Below are 20,903 nucleotides of genomic sequence, written 5' to 3'. Positions count from 1 at the left end.
ATGAATGTGGCAGATGCCACGGGCGGAGGCTAGGCCCGGATGGCGTGGAGGATCAGCGTCTTCGCCTCACCGGTGACCGCCTCGGCGGACCGGTCGCCGCGCCCGAGCGCCCTGACCGCGGCCTCCAGCGCACCGGACATCATCGCGACGGTGAGCGCCAGATCGTCGATCGGGCGGAACTCGCCGGCCGCGATCCCGTCCCCGATCACCTCCGCGATCCGCTCGCGGAGCCGCTCGGCTGTCGGCAGCGCCTCCTTGACCTCGGCCGGAGGCGCGCCCTGCAACGCCTGGAGGACCAGGAGCCGCGGGGCGCCGCGCGTGAACCCCTCCATGAGCCGGTCGATGACCGAGCACAGCCGCGCCTCGGCCGAGGCCCCGGCGCTCGCCGGCCCGTCGAGATCGGCCTCCACCGCCTGGAGGGCGCGTTCGACGGCGATGTGCAGCAGCGCCTGCTTGTCCTTGGCGTAGTTGTAGACCGTGTTGCGGGCGATCCCGGCCCGCCCGGCGACGCCCGCGAGCGTCAGCGCGGCGAACCCCTCGCTGTCGAGCGCGGCCTCGAACGCGTCCAGCAGCCGCGCCATCGTCTGATCCCGGTGCTCGCCGACGCTCGACGCGTTGATCCGAGGCACGCCCTAACACCCCCGCCCCGGACGCAGGGCGGTGCGGGCACGGAATCCAGTCATCGCTCGATTGTCGCAGAAACCGCCGAAACCGCGTCGGGCATCGACGGCTCAGGCCTCCGCTCGGGGGACCGAGCGGCCGCCGAGGTGGAGGAAGCGGGCGGGGGAGTCGGCGGTGTCGAGGAACCGGGCGTAGCGGCCCGATTCGGTGACGAAGGTGCCGGGTTCGACCTCGCGCAGATGGAACGTCGACGGGGCGGACGGGAGGCCGGCGCGCTCGATCATCTCGGCGGCCGCGCCGGTCGACTCGATGACGGCGGTGAGGCCGTCGCCGTCGGCTGAAACCTGGATTCGCTGGGTGGCGTTGGCGTACAGGCCGACGTACGCGCCGGGATCGGTCCTCGTCTCGGCCGGTTCAAGGGCCGGGCCCGAGAGACGCAGGTTCGCGACCTGCTCGACGAGCGGTTCCACGAGGTCGCGGATCAGGGCGTTGACGTCGCCGCCGTTGGCCAGCAGCACGACCGCCGTCCGGTGCTCGGGGACCACGTGGAGCATGGCGCCGAACCCGAGCGCGCCGCCGCCGTGGCCGACGACGGCCCCGTCGCCGTACACCTCCCAGCCCAAGCCGACTGCCTTGGGAGCCACCGGGGTGGCCAGGACCGGGATCCTGGATGCGCGCATGGCCCGGGCCGAGGCTTCGGAGAGGACCTGCTCACCGCTCGGCGCCCTGCCGTCGGCGGCGTGCATGCGGCCGAAGGCCAGAAGCGCCCGCGCCGACATCGCCAACCGGTTTCCGGCGGCAGGGTTCGACTCGGGCATGGTCGCCCACACCGGGAGCGGCCACATGCCGCGGTCGCCTTGGGGGACATGGCCGATGGCGGTGTTGAAGCCAAGGGCGTCGTTCGCGTCGAAGGCCAGCTCGGTGATGCCGAGCGGCTCGGCCAGCCGCCGGCGCAGCGCCTCGGCCCAGGTCAGGCCGCGCTTGACCTCGACCAGCCTGCCGAGCACGGCCATCCCTGCGCTGCAATAGGAGTAGCGAGCGCCCGGCTCCTCGGGCTGCGGCAGGCGCGGGACCTCGTCCTCGACCAGCCGCTGGAGCGCGTCGTCCCCGGCGGTCGTCGCCGTCCACAGGTCGCCTTCGAAGCCGCCGGTGTGCGTGAGCAGGTGCTCGACCGTGACGCGGGCGCTCGCGGCGGGATCGGCGGTGCGGAACTCCGGCAGGTGGTCGCGGACGCGGTCGCCGAGGGCGATCAGGCCGTCGTCGACCAGCTGCAAGACCAGCGTCGCGGTCCAGACCTTCGTGACCGACTGGATCTGGAACACCGCCTCCGGCGTCACCGGGACGCCGGTCCGCCGATTCACGACCCCGGTCGCGGCCTCGGCCGTCTCGTCGCCGACGGCGACCGCGACCGCCGCCCCCGGCACACCGTGCTCCCGGGCCAGGCGGTCCAGGTCGGCGCCGAGCCGCTCGCGGACGTCGTCGATCGAGAGCATGGCCGCCTCCTGCGTGGTCCCGGAAAAGGCAAGTCTCCCACGGTGATCGGCCACGGCCCCATCGATCATGCGGGTGCGGCGAGGAACTCGGCGATGCGTTCGGCGAACTGCTCGGGGGTGATGGTCTCGATGCCGAGATCGGCGGCTTTGGCGAGCTTGCTGCCGGCGTTCTCCCCGGCGACGACGAGGCCGGTCTTCTTGGAGACGCTGGAGGAGGCCTTGCCGCCGGCGCGGGCGATGAGCTCGTTCATCTGGGTGCGGGTGTAATCGGCCAGCGGCCCGCTCATGCCGCCGGTGACGACGACGGCCAAGCCCGCCAACGGGAGTCCCTCGCCCGGCTCCGCATCGGACTCGGCGTCCGGGGCGGCGGGCGGGACCCAGCCGGGCTGGTCCAGGTTGACGCCGGCGGCCTTGAGCTTGGCGATCACGGGCGCCAGTTCGGCGACCTCGGCGACGATGACCGGGGCCTTCTCGCCGCCGATGCCGTCGACCAGCTCCAGCGCCGCCGCGTCGGCGGCGGTGATCGCGTCCATCGACCCGAAGTAGGTGGCGATGCGCAGCGACATCGACCGGCCGGTGCCCAGGACGCCGAGCGCGCAGAACACGCGGTTGAGCGGCCGCGTCTTGGCCCCGGCGATGGCGTCGACGAGCTTGTCGGCGCTGACCTCGCCCATCCGGTCGAGGTCGAGCAGCTGCCCGCGGGTGAGGGTGAAGAGGTCGGCGAAGTCCTCGATCAGGTCCTTCTCGACCAGCTGCACGACGATCTTCTCGCCGAGCCCCTCGATGTCGAGGCAGTCGCGGGCGACCGCGTACCGGATCGCCTCGACCTGGCCGCACACGCGGCCGCGCTCGCACCGCCACCGCTCCTGGCTGCGGTCGATCCCCGCGCCGCAGCGCGGGCAGGCGTCGGGGAACTCGATGACCTGCTCGGCCCCGGTGCGCAGCGTCGTCATCGCGCCCTCGACGCGGGGGATGACCTCGCCGGCGCGGTAGACGGTGACCTGGTCGCCGATCATGAGGTCGCGGCGGCGGATGTCGGCCGGGTTGTGCAGCGTCGCGTACGTGATCGTGGTGCCGCCGACCTCGACGGGTTCGAGCACGGCGCGCGGCGCGATGACGCCGGTGCGGCCCACGCTCCACTCGACCGCGAGCAGCGTCGTGATCTTCTGCGCCGCAGGGTACTTGTACGCCGTCGCCCAGTGCGGCGTGCGCGAACCGAACCCGGCCTCGGCGCGGTCGGCGGGCAGGTCGGCCTTGATGACGGCGCCGTCGAGCTCGTACGGCAGGTCCGGACGCAGCGTCCCGATCGCGGTGATCCGCGCCAGCACCTCGTCGAGGTCGGCGCACGCGAACGTGCCGACCGGCGTCCCGAGCGTCGTGCCCAGGCCCAGTTCCTCAAGGCGCCCGATGAGCTCGGAGTGCGGCAGGTCCGCCAGACCGGGATCGCTGGTGTGGGCCGGGTCGGTGAGGGCGTCGTAGGCGAAGAAGGTCTGCTGGACGCGGTAGGGGCGGTCCTTGGCCCGCAGCGATCCCGAAGAAGCGTTGCGGCGGTTGGCGAACACCGCCCCGCCGTGCGCGGCCCGCGCCTCGTTCGCGGCCGCGAACTGCGCCTCGGTCATCAACACCTCGCCGCGGACCTCCACGGTGACCGGCTCGGTCAGCTCCTGCGGCAGGCCGGTCAGGTCGCCGATCACGTGCGAGACGTCCTCGCCGGTGCTCCCGTCGCCCCGCGTGACGAGCTGCACCAGCTTCCCCTCGCGGTACCGGGCCGCGAGCGCGACCCCGTCGAGCTTGGGCTCCACCACCCACGCCGCGACCGCGCGCCCGCCCAGGCGCCGCTCCACACTCGCCGCCCAATCGCGCAGGTCCTCCTCGGAGAACACGTTGCCCAGGCTCAGCATCCGCACCGCGTGCTCGACATCGCCGCTGGTCACTCCGGCCGCGACCTCGCGCGTGGGGGAGTCGGCGGCGACCAGGTCGGGATGCTCGACCTCCCACGCGGTGATCCCGCGCAGCAGCCGGTCATAGGTGTCATCGTCCATACCGGACTCACCGGACCCGTAGTAGGCGTCGGCGGCCTGGCGGGCGCGAGCCACCGCATCCAGATAAGCGGCCTCATCGGCGAGAAGATCGGCCGGAGCCGAGGGGATCGTCGTCATGCCACCATGTTGCCACTAGGGTCCGACACTTTTCGGCTCGCCTGACCTGCGACGGAACCGGAAACCGGTGGCGGCGGCTCCGGATGCGAGGGACACCGGCCCGCGGGTTCATGCTGCTGCTCATCGCCATGGCGTACGCCCCGGTCTACACGACCAGCGGCGAGGCCGGCGGATACGGCCGCCGGCCCGGCGGCTCCGCCCTCGACCAGTCGGTGAGCTTCGTGTCGACGCTCGTGGTGGAGAACCGGGCCTTCCCGATGTTCGGCGTGCTGTTCGGCTACGGCCTGGTCATGCTGGTCGAAGGCGGCCGCCGCAGGGGCCTGAGCGAGCAGGAGAACCGCCGCATCCTGCGCCGCCGCAGCCTGTGGCTCCTGGTCTTCGGGACCGTCCACACCGTCCTCGCCTACACCGCAGAGATCCTCGCCGCCTACGGCGTCGCGGGCCTGACGATCGGGCTGCTCGTCTTCAAGCCGCACCTCAAACTCGGCAGGATCCTGGCGATCCTGGCCCCGATCTACCTGGCCACCTCACTGGTCATGATGTCGGTCCTGGTCGCCGACGGCGACTCGCTCGTCCACCCCGGCTACGCCACCGCCGAGGACTGGATCCTGCGTCTCGTCGGCATCGTCGTCGGGCCGCTGGCCAACACGGTCATGTTCCCGATGTTCGTCTTCGTCGTCATCGGCATCTGGGCCGCACGCAAGCGACTGCTCGACCGCCCCGCCGACAACGCGCCCCTGCTCAAACGCCTTGCCGTCATGGGCGTCTCGGTGTCACTGGCCGGAGCGCTGCCCCTGGCGCTGGCCGGTGCCGGGGTGATCGGAGTCGGCGACGTCGTCGGCAAGGCCGGCGCGGTCGGAGTGGCGCTGGCAGTCTGGTCGATCGGCGTCCTGGCGGCCCGGGTGCTCGATGCCGAAGGCGGGCAAGGGCCTGCCGAGACCCTGCTCCGCAGGCTCGTCTACAAAGGCTCACGCCCCCGAGGATCGACCCGGCGTCACCAGCTGCCGCCGCCGTACTCGTCGGCGGTGTAGACCCCGAACGCCAGAACTCGCACCATCGAGGACGGGTGGGCGCGCAGGCGCCGCAGCAGTTCCCGCCAAGGATCGTCCCACTGGTCGGCGCTCGCGGCGCTCTCGATGATGCTCGCGGCGATGACCGCAGCGTGGAGGTCGCCGGAGTCGGCCAGGGCGGTCACGAAGCCGAGCGTGAACGTGTGGGACCCGTAGCTCATGCGCTCGTCGAGGGCCTCGCCGATCAGCCGGGCCTCGACCGGGTCCTGGGCGCGGCCCGCCAGCGCGACCGCCGCATCCGCGTCCCAGCCGATCGTGCCCGCCAGGAGCTTCGTCCCCAGGTGGGAGGGCAGGCGCTCGACGAGCGCCGCGACGACGGCCGCAGGCGGGGTCGGGCCGCCGTACAGCGGGGACAGGACCGAGACGATCCGCTCGAAGCGCTGGCGGATCGGCAGGTCGCGGTCCTCCTCGGCGTTCGGTTCGTCGGTTTCGGCGTTCAGGTCGTCGACGACGCGCAGCAGCGGCCCGGGGTCGCCGCCCGCCGACACGTTGGCGCACAGGGCGTTCATGGCGGCGGCCCACACGTCGGCCGCGTCGAGGTCGGTCGCGAGGCCGACCAGGGCGTCGGCGGCGCGCGGCTCGTAGCGGGACCAGCGGGCCAGGCCCTGGGAGCCGGTGACCTGGAGTCGCGCGTCGTCGTCGGAGGCGGCCGCGGTGAGCAGATCGGTGTAGCGCGAACGGAAGTCGGCCGGGACCTGCTCGGGCGCGAGGCCGAGCGCGGCGGCCTGGACGTCCGGGAGGTGCTCGTCGACAGCAGCGACGATCGCCTGCGCCCAGGGCTCGGCGAGGCGGTCGGCGGCGGCCGCGGCGACGGCCTCGCGGACGCTGGGATGCAGGTCGGCTTCGGCCCAGAGCCCGGTCAGGATCTCACCCGCGCCCGCCACGCGGTGGCGGGACAGGACCCGGACGACCTGCTTGCGGACGGTCACCTTGGGGGAGTTGAGAAGCCGGGCCGCCTGGGCGGCGATCACCGCGGGCTTGGAGACGTGCGCGAGCCGGTCCATGACCGCGGCGGCCGCGGGCGCGTTCTTCGAGTCGAGGAATTCGGGCAGGACCTCCCAGACGGCCTCGGCCGGATGGGCGCGGTGGAGGTCCGACAGCGCCACGGTCGTGACGTGCGGGTTGTCGCCGCGCAGCAACGGCAGGAGCGCGTCGAGTGGGAGCCCGGGAACGCGGGCCAGGGCGCGCACGGCCTGGCCGCGTTGGGCGTCGGTGCGGCGGTCGTCGGCGGCGATCGCTTGCAGCGCTTCCCGGTAGGCGTCGAGTGCCGCCTGCGGCCACCGGCCGAGAACGGTCGGGTTCCGGGCCTGGAGCAGGACGCCGGGCACCTCATCCCGCTTTGCGGCGAGCCAGGCCGGGACGAGGTCGCCGCGGTGCAGGGCGAGCGCCGGGAAGAGCTCGGGCAGTCCGGGCCGGAGGGCGGCGAGTTCGGCGAGACGGTCGTGGCGGCCCTGCGGAATCGCGGCGAGGACGCGGATCGCTTCGCGGGCGTGAGCGAGCTTCTTGGAACCCGCCACCCGGTGCAGCAGGGCCACGAGTTCGGGGACCTCCGCGAGCCTCCGGCCGAGCGCACTCGCGATCGTCCACAGTAGCTGGTGTTCGCCGATCTGGGCCTTGACGGCGAGCGCGGGCGCGGCCCGCCGGGCCAGGTCGACCGTGAACCGGTGGGGGAGTGCGCGGAGGGCGGCGGTCAGCTGCCAATGGGTGGTCTCGGTCAGCAGGCGGTCGAACTCGTTCTCGCCGTAGGCGACGAGGTCAGGACGGTTCGCGCTGAGCCCCGCATTCACTGCCCGCGTGGCCAGGGCGACGATGAGCGCGACCGTGGTCGACGACCGCGCGGGCGCGGTCAGCCACGTCCCGGTCAGGTCCGCGAGCTCGTCCAGGTGCGCCGAGGTCCAGTCCTGCGTGCGGACCTTCGCCAGGGCCCGGAGGATCGCGTCGTGCACCGGGCCCTGGTCGCCCTTGGCGCGCTTGAGGCGCCCGAACAGGTCGGTGAGCGCGTCGGGACCGTTGCCGCAGGCCGCGGCCACCAGGTGGCCGTAGGCCCGCGCCCGCTCCTCGACGTCTGATCGCCTTGTCGCGGCGGTGAAGTCGTCCCGGACCTCCTCGTACGGCAGGTGGGCGCGGACCGCCTCCCGACGCGCGGCGTTGCCCGCGATGCGGCGCTCTTCGAGCAGCCCGCGGGCCGCTTCGATCCGGGCCCTCTGCGGCAGGACGTCGAGGATGATCTGGTCGTCGACATGGATACCCGTGCCGCGGATCGCGTCGAGCACCTCGATCCGGCGTGACGGCGCGACATAGCGCAGGACTCCAGGGACGTTCGCGTCCTCGCCGGCCCGGGCGGCCAGCGCCGCAATGAGATCGGCGGGTTCGGCGGCGATCCGGCGCAGGTGGGCGTTGCGCGCGAACAGCGAGGCGAGCAGCTCCTCGCGGCGCGGGTCGAGCAGAAAGACCCACGTGCCGTCGCGGTCGGCGGCGAGCAGAACCGGAAGGGCCTTCAACACCGCTCCACTGTCGACGATCGCCGCCGGGTACCGCACGAGCAGGTCGAGCCACGCCTTCGGCGCGCGCTCCAGCGCGGCGCCGAGCCCGGTCCGGTGGTGGCTCCACCAGTCGCCCCACTGGTCGGGAGTCCGCTCGGCGAGGGCCGCGGTCGCATACGCGGTGAAGACCTCGGTGTGGTGCTTGGCGTACGTCGACCAGGTCGCCGTGTACGCGGCGAACGCCGGGAGCTCGGCGGTGACCACCGCCGAGGAGCACGCCGGCAGCAGCCGCTCGGCCTCCTGCATCCCGTACCGCTCCTTGACGACCGGCAGCAGCCGGTCGGCCAGCGCCTCGTCCCGGTCCCGGCGCAGTGCCTCGTACGCGGCCAGGCGCACCGCCTTCGCCTGGTCCGGCAGCGCCGCGGCGACGGCCTCGCCCATCCCGCCGATCCTGATCGCGGTCGTGAACGCGCCCTTGGCCTTCCCGGCGTCGGACTCGTCCAGGGCCGCGGCATCGGGCAGGGTCGGCTTCGGCATCACAGGCTCCAGTCAGGATCGGCGAGGTACCGGCCGATCCTGCCACAGCGCGCGCGTTCGGTGAGCGAACGGCGCCTCAGGCGATCTCGAGGTTCGCCATCATGCCCATGTCCTCGTGTTCGGCGTTGTGGCAGTGGAAGAGATAGCGGCCGCGGTAGCCGTCGAAGCGGGTGATGATCTCGGCCGACTCGCCCGGGCGCAGGGAGATCGTGTCCTTGAGCCCGGCGTCGTGGGGGAGTGGCGGGCCGCCGCCGCGGGAGAGGACGCGGAAGCCGACGAGGTGCAGGTGGACCGGGTGGTGGACGTCGGCGATGAGCCGCCAGATTTCGACGTCGCCGAGGCGGGCGGCGACGTCGGTGCGGGCGGGGTCGAACGGGAGGCCGTCGACGACCCAGCCGTGGCGGCCGTCCTCCATCCGGCCCGCGCGGAAGGCGAGGTCGCGGACGACGGCGGCGTCGGCGCGGTCCCATTCGGGGAGGTCGTCGGCGAGGGCCTCGGGGATCGGGGCGCTCGTTCCATTGCGGACGATGTCGAACCGCATGACGTCGGCGGTGCGGCCCGAGCCGAGCCGGTTAGCAAGGCGCACTGAAGAACCGACGGGAAGGTCGCCGAAGTCCACGAGCAGGTCGTAGCGTTCGGCGGGCGCGATGGGCAGGCGCTCGTGCCGCACGGGCGCGGCGAGGAGGCCCTGGTCCGCGCCGATCTGGACCAGCGGGAGGACCCGCCCGTCGTCGGCGACGGCTTCGAGCTCGTAGTGCCTGGCGTTGGAGCCGTTGAGGATCCGCAGGCGGTAGAGGCCGGTGTCGGCTTCGTGCACGGGCCAGGGGGCGCCGTTGACGAGGACCGTGTCGCCGAGGACGCCGGCCAGATACGGCTCCCGGACGCCGTGCTCGCCGGTCAGCGACGGGTCGACCGAAGGGTAGGCGAGCTGCCCGTCCGCGTCGAAGGCGCGGTCGGCGATCATCAGCGGCAGTTCGTGGTCGCCGCGGGGCAGGTCGAGGGCGTCCTCGACGTCGTCGCGCACGAAGTGGAGCCCGGCGAGGCCGCGCCAGATCGCCGGGGCGGTGAAGTCCATGCGGTGGTCGTGGTACCAGAGCATGGTCGCGCGCTGGTCGAGCGGGAACCCGTACTCGCGCTGGACGTTCGTCACCACCGCGCGGTCGTCCACCATGGAGTGGGAGTGCTGGCCGGTCCAGCCGTCGGGGAGGACGAGGTCGGTCGGGTAGCCGTCGGAGGCGGCCGGGGTGCGGCCGCCGTGGAGGTGGACGACCGTGGGGACGGGGAGTTCGTTGCGGTGCAGCACGGTCACGGGCCTGCCGCGCCGGGATTCGATGGTGGGGCCGGGGAACGAGCCGTCGTAGGTCCACAGGCGGGTCGCATGGCCGGGCAGGATCTCGGCGTCGATCTCGCGCTGGACCATCTCGTACCGGTCGCCGTCGGGCCCCGAGGAGACCGGGACGGCCATCGGCGGGATCGGCAGCGGCACCGAGAACGCCTGCGGCAGTGGGACTTCGCTCGTCAACTGGTCGCCGGTCTCGGCGGGGCGGCGCGCCCAGCCGGCCGACAGCGCCAGGCCGCTCGCGGCGATGGCGCCGATGCCCGCGCCGATCCCCAGCAGCCGCCGTCGCGACACCTCAGGCATCGGCCCGCACCTCCTTGCGCCGGCGCGGCAGCGGCCGCATCCACACCGCGATGAAGCCCACGGCCAGCGCCGCGATCACCGCGACGCCCAGCGGCAGGTGGAGCCACAGCGCCCCGTCCATGCCCGCCAGGTACTGCGCGGTCTCGGCCGCGACCAGGGCGAGCGAGAGCCAGAACGGCCAGGCGCGGCGCACCCGCAGCCACACCGCCGCGGCGGCCGCGACTTGCAGGAGGCCGATGGTGAACACCACGTCCGCGCCGAGGCGGTGCCAGGCGATGCCGTCGTAGTCGCCGCTGAGGAAGACCCCGGCGAACACCGGTTGGGCGAAGGCGGCGGCGATGTGCACGGTCGCGACCGCGCGCAGCACCCAGCCGCTGGCCGCCGTCCGTTCCGATCCCGGCGCCGTGCCCGCCCCGGGCGGCACCGCGGCCGCGGCGATCGTCGATTCTCGTTGCATGACGCCAAGGTTATGATCTCTTGGTTAAGTCATCAAAGACCAATATCGCTATGATGCTATATCCGCAAAGGCATGGGAGGCACCGGTGGACTTGAACACGCTGCGCCAGTTCCTGGTGGTCGCGCGCCTGGAGCACCTGAGCGGGGCCGCGGCCGAGCTGCACGTGGCCCAGCCCTCGCTGAGCCGCAGCATCGCCCGCCTCGAATCCGAACTCGGCGCGCCCCTGTTCGAGCGGGCGGGTCGCTTGCGGCTCAACGACACCGGCAGGATCTTCCGCGACCACGTCGAGCGCTCGCTCGGCGAACTCGAAGCCGGACGCCGCGCCGTCGCCGAGTCGCTCGGCGGCGGACCGGGCAGCGTCCGGCTCGCCTCGGAGACGTTCCTGCCGCTCACCGGCCCGCTCCTGGCGTTCAAGGCCGCCCACCCCGACGTCGAGGTCCACCTCCGGCAGATGGCCCCCGCCGAGATGGAGCAGGCCCTGCGCGCGCAGGAGATCGACCTCGCCCTGGCCTCGCAGCCGATGCACGCGCCCGGCACCGAATCCGCGGTCGTCCACGTCGAGCAGGTCTGGCTCGCGACCCCGCCCGACCACCGCTTCGCCGCCGCGGAACGGGTGCGGATCGAGGACCTCGCCGACGAGCCGTTCGTGGCCACGCGGCCCGGCCAGTGGCAGCGGCGCCTCCTCGAACGGCTCTTCGCCGACCGCAACCTGGAGCCCCGGATCGTCTGCGAGACAGACGAACCCGCCGCGACGTTCATGCTCGTCGGCGCCGGGCTCGGCCTGTGCCTCTTCCCCTCGATCGCCCGCGCCAGCGGCGCGGCCGCGGGCGTGGCCTGGGCGGCCGTCGATCACCCGCAATGCAACCGCACCCTCAGTCTCCACTGGACGGATGAGCAGCGGCTCCCGGCCGCGGCCCGGCTCATGCGCTCCCAGATCCTCGAATGGGACTGGGACGCAAAAGCATGAGCTAACGGACGTCGTTCATCCACTGGTGGGTGGCGCCCATCGGGTGCATGCCCGCCGCGAGCGCCTGCTCCTCGGTCATGTCGGGCGCGTGCAGCCTGGTGCCCAGCGCCTCGGAGAGCACCTCGGCGATCTCGGTCATCGACAGGTGGTCGCCCGCGAGTTCCAGCTCGACGCCGTGGAACCGTTCGGGATCGGTGAAGGCCGCCGCTGCGGCGGCGCCGATGTCGTCCACGGCGATCAGCGACAGCCGGGTGTCCGGATCGAGGACGCTCACCAGGCCACCCTCGATCCCCAACGGGAACAGGAACCTCATGGACGGCAGGAGGTTCTCCATGAAGAACCCGGGCTTGAGAATGGTCCACTGTGAAAATCCGGCGGTGCGGACGAGGTCCTGCACCGCGGCCTTGGCCCCCAGCGTGGGCGCCATGTACGACCAGCGGCCCTCGTCCCAACCGGGCGTCTCGGTGTGCTGACCGGTGCACAAGTCCCTTGTGGGTTCAGCGGTGCCGTTCGGCGAAGCGGGCTGCTCGGGCGCGGTTGCCGCATGAGGCCTTGCACCACTGCTGGCGGCCGTGATCCTGCACGAAGTAGCGCACGCAGCGCGGCGCCTGGCAGGAGCGCAGCCGCGGTGCCAGTGGGCCGGTGAGGAAGTCGGTCACGGCGAGCGCGAGCGTGCCCTCCACCAGCGTCTGACCGGTCGCCGCGGTCGCCGACTCCCAGCGGACGCCGTGCTCGCCGATGGTGAAGGCCGGCTTGGCATCGAGTGCCGCCAAGGCCGCGGTGAGCAGCTCGCCGGCCTCGCGGTCGCTCATGCGCCGCTGCCGTTCGACGCGGCTGGCCGGGTGCGGGGCGACCGCGGCCGCGAACGCCGAGCGAGCGGCGAAGCGGAGCGCGCGCAGGCGCTCGGCCTCGTCGTGGCGGCGCGGCGCCAGACCGGGGAAGTGCTCGGCGAGCCACGCGTCGACCTGGTGGTCCTCGGCGAAGTGGTCGGCGACGCCGCCCTCGCCGTCGTGCGCGATGGTGCCGACGAGGGCGAGCGCGAGCCTGCCGTCGGCGCCGTCCGGAAGCGCGGGCATGTGGACCACCTAACGGTAAATCAGAATTTAGTGTTAGCGTAGCGCACATGAGTCCCACCCTGCTCCACCTCAGCGACCCGCACCTCGACGGCGGACCCGAACGCGCCGAACGGCTCCGCGCCGTCCTCGACCTCCTGCCCGCCTCGCGGCGACCCGACGCGATCGTGGTCACCGGCGACGTGGCCGACACCGGCACCGCCGCGGCGTACGAGCAGTTCAGGGCGGTGCTGGACGGACGCGGGCCCTGGCTCGCCGCACCGGGCAACCACGACCACCCCGACCGCTTCGCCGACGCCTTCGCCGGCGGCCGCCCAGTGAACGCACTCGACGTGGGGGACCTGCGGATCATCGGCATCGACGTCACGGTGCCCGGCAGCGACCACGGCGAGCTCCGCCCCGAAGTCGCCGACCTCGCCGCCGCCCGCGCCGAGGGGGCGGGCACCACCGTGCTCGCGTTCCACCAGCCGCCCATCCGGATCGGCCACGCCTACATCGACTCGATGCCGCTGGTCAACCCCGAAGCGCTGGCCGACCTCGTCGAGCGGATCGGCACGGTCGCCGCGATCCTGTGCGGGCACGCCCACACGCCCGTGGCCTCCACGTTCGCCGGCGTCCCGCTGCTGCTGGCGCCGGGCATCGTCTCCGCGCTGCGCACCGACCCCGACCACTCGCCGCTGACCGACCGCGAGCACCCGCCCGGACTGGCGCTGCACCGGTTCGACCGGGACGGGACCGTCACCTCCTCGTTCCACTTCGCGCCCTGATGCCCGAGGCGCTGTTCGCGTTCGCGCTGGCGATCGTGCCCGTCGTGGTCACGCCCGGCGCCAGCTTCACCCTCATGGCGACCCGCGTCCTCGGCGACGAGCACGGCGTGGTCCGCCGCGTCGCCGCGGGGACCGCCGCGGGCATCCTCACCCACGCGGTGCTCGCCGCCTGCGGCCTCTCGGCGCTGGTGATGCAGTCCGCCGAGCTGTACCGCGCGGTCCAGCTCGCCGGGGCGGCCTACCTCATCGCGCTCGGCATCGTGACGATCGCCCGGCGCGGCCGCCCGGCGACGGCACCCGAGGCGCCGGCCGGTCCACGCCTGCGCCTCCGGACCGCGTACCTGGCCAACCTGCTCAACCCGAAGGCCGCGGCCGTCTACCTCACGCTCGCGCCGCAGTTCCTCGACCACCGGACCTTCACGGCCGCAAACCTTCTCGCGCTCGCAGCCGTCCACGCCGCGCTCACCGCGCTGTGGCTGGCCGTCTGCGCGACCCTGCTCCGCTCGCTCGGAAGACGCGCGCTCGCCTTGCCGCGCAAGGCCTTCAATGTCGTCGGCGGCGCGGTCCTCATCGCGCTCGGCCTCCGCACCCTCGCACAGGCCCGCGGCGGCGCACCGGCCTGAGGACGAGAAAAAGCCGCGGAAGGCCATGGCCCTCCGCGGCTCTTCGCTTGCGTCAGAGCGGATCTAGCCGAACTGGCAGCAGGTGTTGTAGCCCCTGGCGGTCCAGAAGCTCGTCGGGTTCGGGTTGGTCAGCGTGGGGTCGCCGACGCTCGGGGCCGCGGCGGTCTGGCGGCCGTTGCGCATCTCGACGTGCGTGTGGGCGCCGCCGGAGGAGCTGATGCCGCGCCAGTCCTCGACGCCGATCCGCTCGCCCACGGAGATGGCCGTGCCGACGCCGACCGTCGGGTCCAGGTGCAGGTAGACGACGGTCTTGTCGAGGCTTGAGTTGTAGACGGCGAGGGTCGACAGGCCGCCGGAGCCCCGGGAGCCCTCGGTCATGCGGACCACGGTGCCGGAGACCGGCGCGTAGACCGAGGCGCCGACGGCGTGCGCGATGTCGACGCCCTCGTGGCGGCCCGACGTGGTGGTGTACCCGTCGAAGTAAGCGGTGATGTTCGCCGACGACGTGTGGTAGACGGCGTATTCGAGGTTGTCGGTGGCGTCGCCGCTGACGCCGAGAAGGTGGGCGGCGTTCTCGTTCTTCAGATAGGCGCGGAGGTTGGCCTCCGACCCCGGGCTGAAGTTGTCGATCGGCCCGCTGTAGCCGCTGTTGTAGAACACCGTGACGTACCGGCTGGTCCGGTTCCAGGCCGAGGCGGCGTTGTTCTTGACGCACTGCCCCTGGCCGGCACCGGCACTGACGAACTTGTAGCAGCCCGAGCCGGTGCCGTAGTCGCTGACGGACCCGCCGAAGTCGCTCACGGACCCGGAGGTGTCGCTGTTGTAGTAGAGGCAGAACTCTCCGGACTCGCACACGCCATTGCGTGCCGTCGCGGCCTGGGCGGGCGCGGCTCCGGCGAGCGCTGCCGCGAGACCCATCACGGCCGCCGCGAACAGCGCGAGCAAGGCCCGCCGCTTCGATCTGATCCAACTCATGACTGCTCCTTGTTGAAGGGGGGTGGGAAAGGAGGTCGGGCGCTTTTCATCATGGGGTCGAACGATGCCCGGTGGGATGGACTCGAATCGAAGCGATTGTGACGCTTGGGAATCCATTCCCGGTCCGACCGGACCTCATCCAGGATCTGACAGGAAACTCCACAAGTCAAGCAATCCATGAAGAAATTCTTCATGTCGGACCCGATGGTCCGGCGCCCGGAAAGCCCAGGTATCGGCAATCGTCGAACACCGGTGCGGTCGACCGGTCGGGCACAATGGTGCGATGCGCACCATCGGACTGATCGGCGGGATGTCCTGGGAGTCCTCGGCCGAGTACTACCGCCTCGTCAACCAGGACGTCCGGGCCCGGCTCGGCGGGCAGCACAATGCCAAGAGCCTCATGGCCACCGTCGACTTCGCCGAGATCGAGGACATGCAGCGCGCCGGCGACTGGGACGCCGCGGGCGATCTCCTCGCAGCTGCGGCCGCCGCGCTCGAACGCGCAGGCGCCGACTGCATCGCCCTGTGCACCAACACGATGCACGTCGTCGCGGACAAGATCGAAACGGCGGTGACCGTGCCGTTCGTCCATCTCGTCGACGCGACCGCCGAACCGATCCAAGCCGCCGGACTGACCCGGATCGGGCTGCTCGCCACGCGGTTCACCATGGAGATGGACTTCTATCGCGAACGCATGGCCGCGCACGGCATCGAAGTCGTCGTGCCGAACGAAGCGGACCGCACCACGATCCACGACATCATCTACAAGGAGCTCACCCTCGGCGTGCTCCGCGACGAGTCCCGCGAGGAGTACCGCGGGGTCATGGCCGACCTCGCCGAGCGAGGATGCCAGGGGATGATCTACGGCTGCACCGAGATCACCCTGCTCGTGGACGCCTCCGACAGTCCCGTCCCGGTCTTCGACTCCACGCGGCTGCACGCGGAGCGCCTGGTCGACCTGGCGCTCGCCTGAGCGGCCTCCTCGAACATGCGAACCACGCGAAGCGGCGTCATACGACAGTGATCGGTCACGCACCGGTGCGGGCCCGAGGCTAAGGTTTGCGGCGTGGAATTGCATGTCGCGAAGTCCGGGTCCGATACCGCCGCCGGAACCGCCGAGGACCCCCTGCTCAGCATCGGCGCGGCCGCGGCGCTCGCGCAACCTGGCGACACCGTGGTCGTTCACGAAGGCGTGTACCGGGAATGGGTGAACCCGCCCCGCGGCGGCACCGCCGCCGCGCCGATCACCTACCGGGCCGCGCTGGACACCGACGGCCGCTACGTGCCGGTCACCATCTCCGGCGCCGAAGCGATCGCCGACTGGCGCCCCCACCCCGGCGCCGCGGGCGTCTGGACGGCGACGGTGCCGAATACCCTGTTCGGGGACCGCAACCCGTACGCCGAGCGCATCGGCGGCGACTGGTTCTTCGACCAGGTCAACACCTGGCACACCGGCGAGGTCTACCTCGACGGCAAGTCCATGTACGAGTCCCTGACCCTCGACGGCGTCGAACACCCTGTGGCCACAGAGGACTCGTTCGACCAGGCGGGCTCCCTGCTGACCTGGCACAGCGAGGTCGGCGACGACGCCACCGTGATCTGGGCGAACTTCGGGGGCGCCGACCCGGCCGACCACGAGATCGAGATCAACGCCCGCACATTCGTCTTCTGGCCCGCGGCAACGGGAATCGACCACATCACGGTCCGCGGCTTCACCCTGACCAAGGCCGCCACCCAGTGGGCGCCGCCCACCGCCCTGCAAGAGGGCCTGATCGGCCCGCACTGGTCCAAGGGCTGGGTGATCGAGGACAACACGATCACCGACTCGAAGAACGTCGGCGTCTCCCTCGGCAAAGAGGCCGCCACCGGACAGAACGAGTGGACCGCGGGATCGAAGGGCGACAAGGGCGGCACCCAGCGCGAACGCGAGGTCATCCAGCGCGCGCTCGCCCTGCGCGGACCCGACGCCGGCGAACCGCACCCCTGGCATCGGGACCACGTCGGCTCCCACACGGTGCGCCGCAACACGATCCGGGACTGCGAACAGGCGGGCATCGTCGGGCATCTCGGCGCGGCGTTCTCCACGATCGCCGACAACCACATCTCCCGCATCCACGTGAAGCGGCAATGGCACGGCGCCGAAGTCGCCGGCATCAAACTGCACGCCGCCATCGACACCGTGATCAGCGGAAACACCATCCACCACACGCATCGGGCCCTGTGGCTCGACTGGCAGGCCCAGGGCACCCTGGTGCGGCGCAACGTCTTCTACGCCTCCACCGCCGAAGACTTCATGGTCGAGGTCTGCCACGGTCCCTACCTTGTGGACTCGAACCTGTTCCTCTCACCGTGGTCGGTCAAGGACATGTCCACCGGCGGCGCCTACGTGCACAACTACTTCGCGGGCCGCATCGCGAACTGCACCGAGTACCAGCGGTACACCCCGTACCACCTTCCGCACTCCACGGCCGTCTACGGCGTCTCGAACATCCTCGGCGGCGACAACCGGTTCTACAACAACGTCTTCGTCGGCGACGGGGAACCCGTACGACCTCAGACCGAACCGGCACTGGCGAGCTTCTGGAACGGCGCGATCGACATCGACGGCGTCCCCGGCCAGGCCACGTTCGTGCCCACCCCGGTCGGAACCTCGCAGTACGACGCCTACCCGACGCCCGAGGAGTACCCGAACGAGCAAGGCAGCGCCCTGGCCGGGCCGCGCCTCCCGGTCCGGGCTGAAGGCAACCTGTACACCGATGGCGCCGAACCGTTCCGCGCCGAACCTGCGCCCCTTGTCCTCGGCACGTCACCGGTCCGCGTCTCGGTGCACGACGCCGACGCCGGAGCCGTTCGCGTCGAGACGGCCGACGCCGTGGCCGTCGACACGGTCACCCCCGTGACGACCGCGCGCCTCGGCACGAGCTACCAGGCCGAAATGGGCTACACCAACCCCGACGGGTCCGACCTGGACCTGAGCACCGACATCACCGGTCTCCCACGCGACAAGCCGGTGCCCGGCCCGTTCTCGTCATCAGTTCCAGGCACCCGAATGCTCTTCGCGCCGACCCCGAACCGTCAGGGCTGACGGTGCCTGCAGGCCCGGCCGATGGGAGTGCTCCGCGTTCGGGATGATCGGCATGTGACAGCGACCAGTGACGACGAGGCGGACTGGGCCCGAAGGATCGGGTACACCGACGGGCTCACCAGTGCCGACCCGAGCGAGCGGGCGATCGCGCTCGCCCACCTCACCGCCGCCCGCGAGCGCGTCAACGAAGCGCTCGACCGCTTCAACGAAGGCTGGTTCCAGGCACAGAGTCTCGACCGCCTCCCGGAGTGGTACCGCGAACCCGAGTCCCGCCGGCTGACGGCCGCCCATTCCGAGGCGCAGCGCCACGCCTATCCCGACGCCCTGTGGCACCGCCCTCACGGCCCGCTCATCGACTGGCCCGGCCTGCCGTACGCGCTCCGGTACCTGGAGTGGGAGGCTCGGTTCCCTCGGGAGTGGACGCTCCACGCCAAGAAATGGGGCACCAAGCAGGACCTCATTCGCGACCTCGCTAGAGACGGCCACCGAGAGCCGTTGCGCGCCAGGCTCGTCCAACTCGTCACCGCAGCGGTGTCGCGCGCCTACCGCTGCAAGGACCGCGAGTACGTCCGTATCGCCCGCGCCGTCGACGGCGACGACCTTCGCGCCGCCCTCACCACCGCGGCGGACTCGGACAACCCGTGGGCGCGGCTCCACGCCGGCTACGTCCTGCGTCTCCTGGACGATCCCGCCCTCCCCAACTCCCGCCGCACCTGGCGGATCTGGTGCGAGCACCTCGCCTGACCGGCCGCACAGGCGCCCGCTGAGCAATTCGCGAGATCGCCGCCGCCCTCTACCTGGCGGTCGACGCGACCTTCACCACCGGCGTCGAACTCCCCGTCGACGGCGGCTTCGGCAAAGGCCTCGGCCACTGATCGCACCCGGCGCGGGTCTTCCACTGCTTCAGGCGAAGCGGATGAGGTGAAGAAAAGATGAACAAGATTGCAACCGGTAACGAGTCGGATGCGTTTAGTACATGTCCGGCCCCGGGCGGCGCCGGAGTCCCGGCGACCCGGCCACGCCTCCAGAGGAACTCCCATGTCTTCGCGATCGCCTCGAAACGCCAGTCTGCCGTTAATCGCCATGCTCGGTGCGGCCGTGCTCGGGGCGGGGGCGTTCGCGCTCCCGGCCGCCGCGCAGGCCGCCCCGCCTGAGGTCGTCGTCGACTTCCCGAGCCCGCTCCGGAACGACACGTCCGCCGAACAAGGCTCCATCGCCATCGAGTTCGGCGACGACTGGATCGCCGGCGAGCACGATGTCACCGCAGTGCTCGAACTCGACGACGCCTTCATGGCCTGGGCCGGCGACGGCGTCTGCACCGGAGACAACACGCTCACGTGCCTCGCCGAAGGCGCCGAGGCCTCGGTCCTGTTCGCCTTCGGCGTCCTCGCCGAGGAGAGCGCGGACCCGGGCGAATACGGGTACACGGTCACCGTCGGGGTCGACGGCGAGGACGTAGCGGTCGTCGACGGCACCTTCGAAGTCGTGGCGCCTCCCGGAACGACCGACGACTGGAGGCCCTTCCTCCACGGCGACGTCTCCTTCGTCGACGTGACCGCCGGCGACATCGCCGAGGTCCGGCCCGCCTTCCTCCAGGAACTGCCCGTTCCGGACGATGCCGCGGCCGTGGCCGTGGTCTTCCGAGGAGTGGACGAGTACCGCTCCAACACCACCGTCAAGGTGGTCTCCGGTTACGACAACTGCATCGATTCCAGCGGCGAGAACGAGATCGAGGCCACCTGCTTCGTGACCGACTTCGCGGACTCGCCGGGCACCGTCTTCCGGCCCACCGGCCCGGTCTCCTACACGGTCGCGGCCGACGCCCCCGGACCGTTCGCGTTCTGCGCGTGCGAGTACAGCGTCTTCGCGATGCATCCCGAGGTCTTCGACACGTACGGCGGCGAGTTCTGGGATGCGGGCTCGGACAACCTGTTCGGCCTGATCGAGGCGGACTCCGAAGGGCCGTTCGAGGGCCCCTCGTCCGGCGAGGTCCGGATCGAGACCGCCGAGAACCCCTACGACCTGACCGTCGGCGGGGTGAACATCGAAGGCGCCGAAGGCGACCAGGTTCCCGTCACGATCCCGATCGGCAATGAGGGTCCCGCGGGGACCTACGGGGTCTTCCTCGCGCCGGGCTCCTATGCGATCTTCGGCCAACTGCCCGAGGGCGTGGAGCTGTACCGGAACGAGACCGACACCGGAAACGCCGGCGACTGGGACTGCATCGTCTCGGGAGACGACTACTGGAGCGACTGGGAGTTCTACTTCCCCGACGTCGACCTGGCCGATCTCGACTTCGCCTGCTTCTTCGACCGCATCGAAGTCGGCGGCGAGTACAGCCTCAAACTCCACGTCAACATGATCGACCCGGAATCGACCGACACGGGATGGGTGGAGATCCGGGCGCTCCAGGACGGCGACTACCCGGGCTACATCGACGCCGACCTGTCGAACAACACCGCCGAGCTCACCGTCAACGGGGAAGGCTCGGAACCGCTCCCCAGGACCGGCTCGCCGCTGGCACTCGTATTCGGAGCGGCCGCCCTCGCCCTGTTCGCGGGCATCCTGCTGTACGTCCTGACCCGCCGCCGCAAGGCGGGTGCGACGGCCGGCGAGTAGGCCGGTGTCGAGGCGACCCGAAGTCCCGACCAGACCCGCACGGCAGAACAGGCCGAACCTGCAAAGGTTCGGCCTGTCTCCATGGCGCGGACCAGCTTCGAAGACCGGGATTCGGCGCATGAGCCCGCACCGGGCCTCCGTCACGGCAGCTGTTGACGGAGGCCGGTCGCGGCGGCGGAGGATCACCGCGGCCCGGCGGCTGCGGGAGGGCGACGCGCCGCTCTGAGCCGGTCGCGGGCCCGCGAGCGGCGGGGTGCCGTCGGGTGGGGGAGCGCCGGTCGGCGTCGTATCTTGGAGGCCATGAGCAGCCCACGCGATCCCGAGGCCGATGA

Annotated in this window: 16 protein-coding genes and 2 pseudogenes; 9 read left to right on the top strand and 9 right to left on the bottom strand. The window is 71.7% G+C overall.

What is annotated here, in order from left to right; all coding sequences use genetic code 11:
- Positions 1-29: 29 nt before the first annotated feature.
- The 3 genes from DI269_RS10655 to ligA form a co-directional block, all read right to left on the bottom strand.
- A complete protein-coding gene (locus DI269_RS10655) occupies positions 30-629 on the bottom strand; it encodes a TetR/AcrR family transcriptional regulator (RefSeq protein WP_157974894.1) in 600 nt (199 codons plus the stop codon).
- A 102-nt stretch (positions 630-731) separates the two neighbouring features.
- Positions 732-2,114: a serine hydrolase domain-containing protein gene (locus DI269_RS10650; RefSeq protein ID WP_157974893.1), complete on the bottom strand. Its 1,383-nt coding sequence runs from the start codon at positions 2,112-2,114 to the stop codon at positions 732-734.
- Between the two features lie 65 nt (positions 2,115-2,179).
- Positions 2,180-4,273, bottom strand: a complete 2,094-nt coding sequence (ligA, locus tag DI269_RS10645) for an NAD-dependent DNA ligase LigA (protein WP_112135556.1) — start codon at positions 4,271-4,273, stop codon at positions 2,180-2,182.
- Between the two features lie 83 nt (positions 4,274-4,356).
- Between ligA and DI269_RS10640 the strand changes: the two genes are divergently transcribed.
- Positions 4,357-5,304, top strand: coding sequence for a DUF418 domain-containing protein (locus DI269_RS10640; RefSeq protein ID WP_112135554.1), 948 nt, complete (start codon positions 4,357-4,359; stop codon positions 5,302-5,304).
- Here DI269_RS10640 and DI269_RS10635 read toward each other — a convergent pair.
- The 3 genes from DI269_RS10635 to DI269_RS10625 all read right to left on the bottom strand — a co-directional run bounded on the left by DI269_RS10635 (position 5,268) and on the right by DI269_RS10625 (position 10,462).
- A complete protein-coding gene (locus DI269_RS10635; RefSeq protein WP_112135552.1) occupies positions 5,268-8,363 on the bottom strand; it encodes a hypothetical protein in 3,096 nt (1,031 codons plus the stop codon). The genes DI269_RS10640 and DI269_RS10635 overlap by 37 nt on opposite strands.
- Positions 8,364-8,439: 76 nt before the next feature.
- Positions 8,440-10,005, bottom strand: a complete 1,566-nt coding sequence (locus DI269_RS10630) for a multicopper oxidase family protein (RefSeq protein ID WP_112135550.1) — start codon at positions 10,003-10,005, stop codon at positions 8,440-8,442.
- Positions 9,998-10,462: a hypothetical protein gene (locus DI269_RS10625; protein ID WP_198667318.1), complete on the bottom strand. Its 465-nt coding sequence runs from the start codon at positions 10,460-10,462 to the stop codon at positions 9,998-10,000. Before DI269_RS10625 ends, DI269_RS10630 begins: the two co-directional genes overlap by 8 nt.
- An 85-nt stretch (positions 10,463-10,547) precedes the next feature.
- On the opposite strand from DI269_RS10625, the gene DI269_RS10620 reads away from it, so the two are divergent.
- Positions 10,548-11,429 carry a LysR family transcriptional regulator gene (locus DI269_RS10620; protein WP_112135547.1) on the top strand — a complete coding sequence of 294 codons (882 nt, stop codon included), beginning with the start codon at positions 10,548-10,550 and terminating at the stop codon, positions 11,427-11,429.
- A gap of 13 nt (positions 11,430-11,442) precedes the next feature.
- Here the strand turns inward: DI269_RS10620 and DI269_RS10615 are convergent.
- Together DI269_RS10615 and DI269_RS10610 are read right to left on the bottom strand one after the other, a co-directional pair.
- A pseudogene (locus DI269_RS10615) lies at positions 11,443-11,904 on the bottom strand (NmrA family NAD(P)-binding protein); the annotation flags it as partial.
- 22 nt (positions 11,905-11,926) lie between these two features.
- Complete coding sequence (locus DI269_RS10610; RefSeq protein WP_112135544.1) at positions 11,927-12,505, bottom strand: CGNR zinc finger domain-containing protein; 579 nt, start codon at positions 12,503-12,505, stop codon at positions 11,927-11,929.
- 47 nt (positions 12,506-12,552) lie between these two features.
- On the opposite strand from DI269_RS10610, the gene DI269_RS10605 reads away from it, so the two are divergent.
- Both DI269_RS10605 and DI269_RS10600 read left to right on the top strand, forming a co-directional pair.
- Positions 12,553-13,269 carry a metallophosphoesterase gene (locus DI269_RS10605; protein WP_112135542.1) on the top strand — a complete coding sequence of 239 codons (717 nt, stop codon included), beginning with the start codon at positions 12,553-12,555 and terminating at the stop codon, positions 13,267-13,269.
- Positions 13,269-13,892: a LysE family translocator gene (locus tag DI269_RS10600; protein WP_112135540.1), complete on the top strand. Its 624-nt coding sequence runs from the start codon at positions 13,269-13,271 to the stop codon at positions 13,890-13,892. Before DI269_RS10605 ends, DI269_RS10600 begins: the two co-directional genes overlap by 1 nt.
- Positions 13,893-13,955: 63 nt before the next feature.
- Here the strand turns inward: DI269_RS10600 and DI269_RS10595 are convergent, their stop codons facing one another.
- Entirely contained in the window at positions 13,956-14,867 is a 912-nt protein-coding gene (locus DI269_RS10595) for a peptidase inhibitor family I36 protein (protein WP_112135538.1), read from the bottom strand.
- A 283-nt stretch (positions 14,868-15,150) separates the two neighbouring features.
- Between DI269_RS10595 and DI269_RS10590 the strand changes: the two genes are divergently transcribed.
- The 5 genes and pseudogenes from DI269_RS10590 to DI269_RS10570 all read left to right on the top strand — a co-directional run bounded on the left by DI269_RS10590 (position 15,151) and on the right by DI269_RS10570 (position 20,571).
- A complete protein-coding gene (locus DI269_RS10590; protein WP_112135535.1) occupies positions 15,151-15,840 on the top strand; it encodes an aspartate/glutamate racemase family protein in 690 nt (229 codons plus the stop codon).
- A gap of 93 nt (positions 15,841-15,933) precedes the next feature.
- Positions 15,934-17,952, top strand: coding sequence for a right-handed parallel beta-helix repeat-containing protein (locus tag DI269_RS10585; RefSeq protein WP_112135533.1), 2,019 nt, complete (start codon positions 15,934-15,936; stop codon positions 17,950-17,952).
- Between the two features lie 54 nt (positions 17,953-18,006).
- Positions 18,007-18,696 (top strand): hypothetical protein, encoded by a 690-nt coding sequence (locus DI269_RS10580; protein ID WP_198667317.1) that lies wholly within the window; start codon positions 18,007-18,009, stop codon positions 18,694-18,696.
- 38 nt (positions 18,697-18,734) lie between these two features.
- Positions 18,735-18,827 (top strand): annotated as a pseudogene (locus tag DI269_RS29055) (short-chain dehydrogenase); the annotation flags it as partial.
- Between the two features lie 208 nt (positions 18,828-19,035).
- A complete protein-coding gene (locus DI269_RS10570; RefSeq protein ID WP_112135531.1) occupies positions 19,036-20,571 on the top strand; it encodes a hypothetical protein in 1,536 nt (511 codons plus the stop codon).
- The last annotated feature ends 332 nt before the right edge of the window (positions 20,572-20,903 follow it).

Origin of the sequence: Glycomyces dulcitolivorans (assembly GCF_003265355.1) — a bacterium.
GTDB classification, from domain to species: Bacteria; Actinomycetota; Actinomycetes; order Mycobacteriales; family Micromonosporaceae; genus Glycomyces; species Glycomyces dulcitolivorans.
This window is presented reverse-complemented; position numbering and strand designations above follow the sequence as displayed.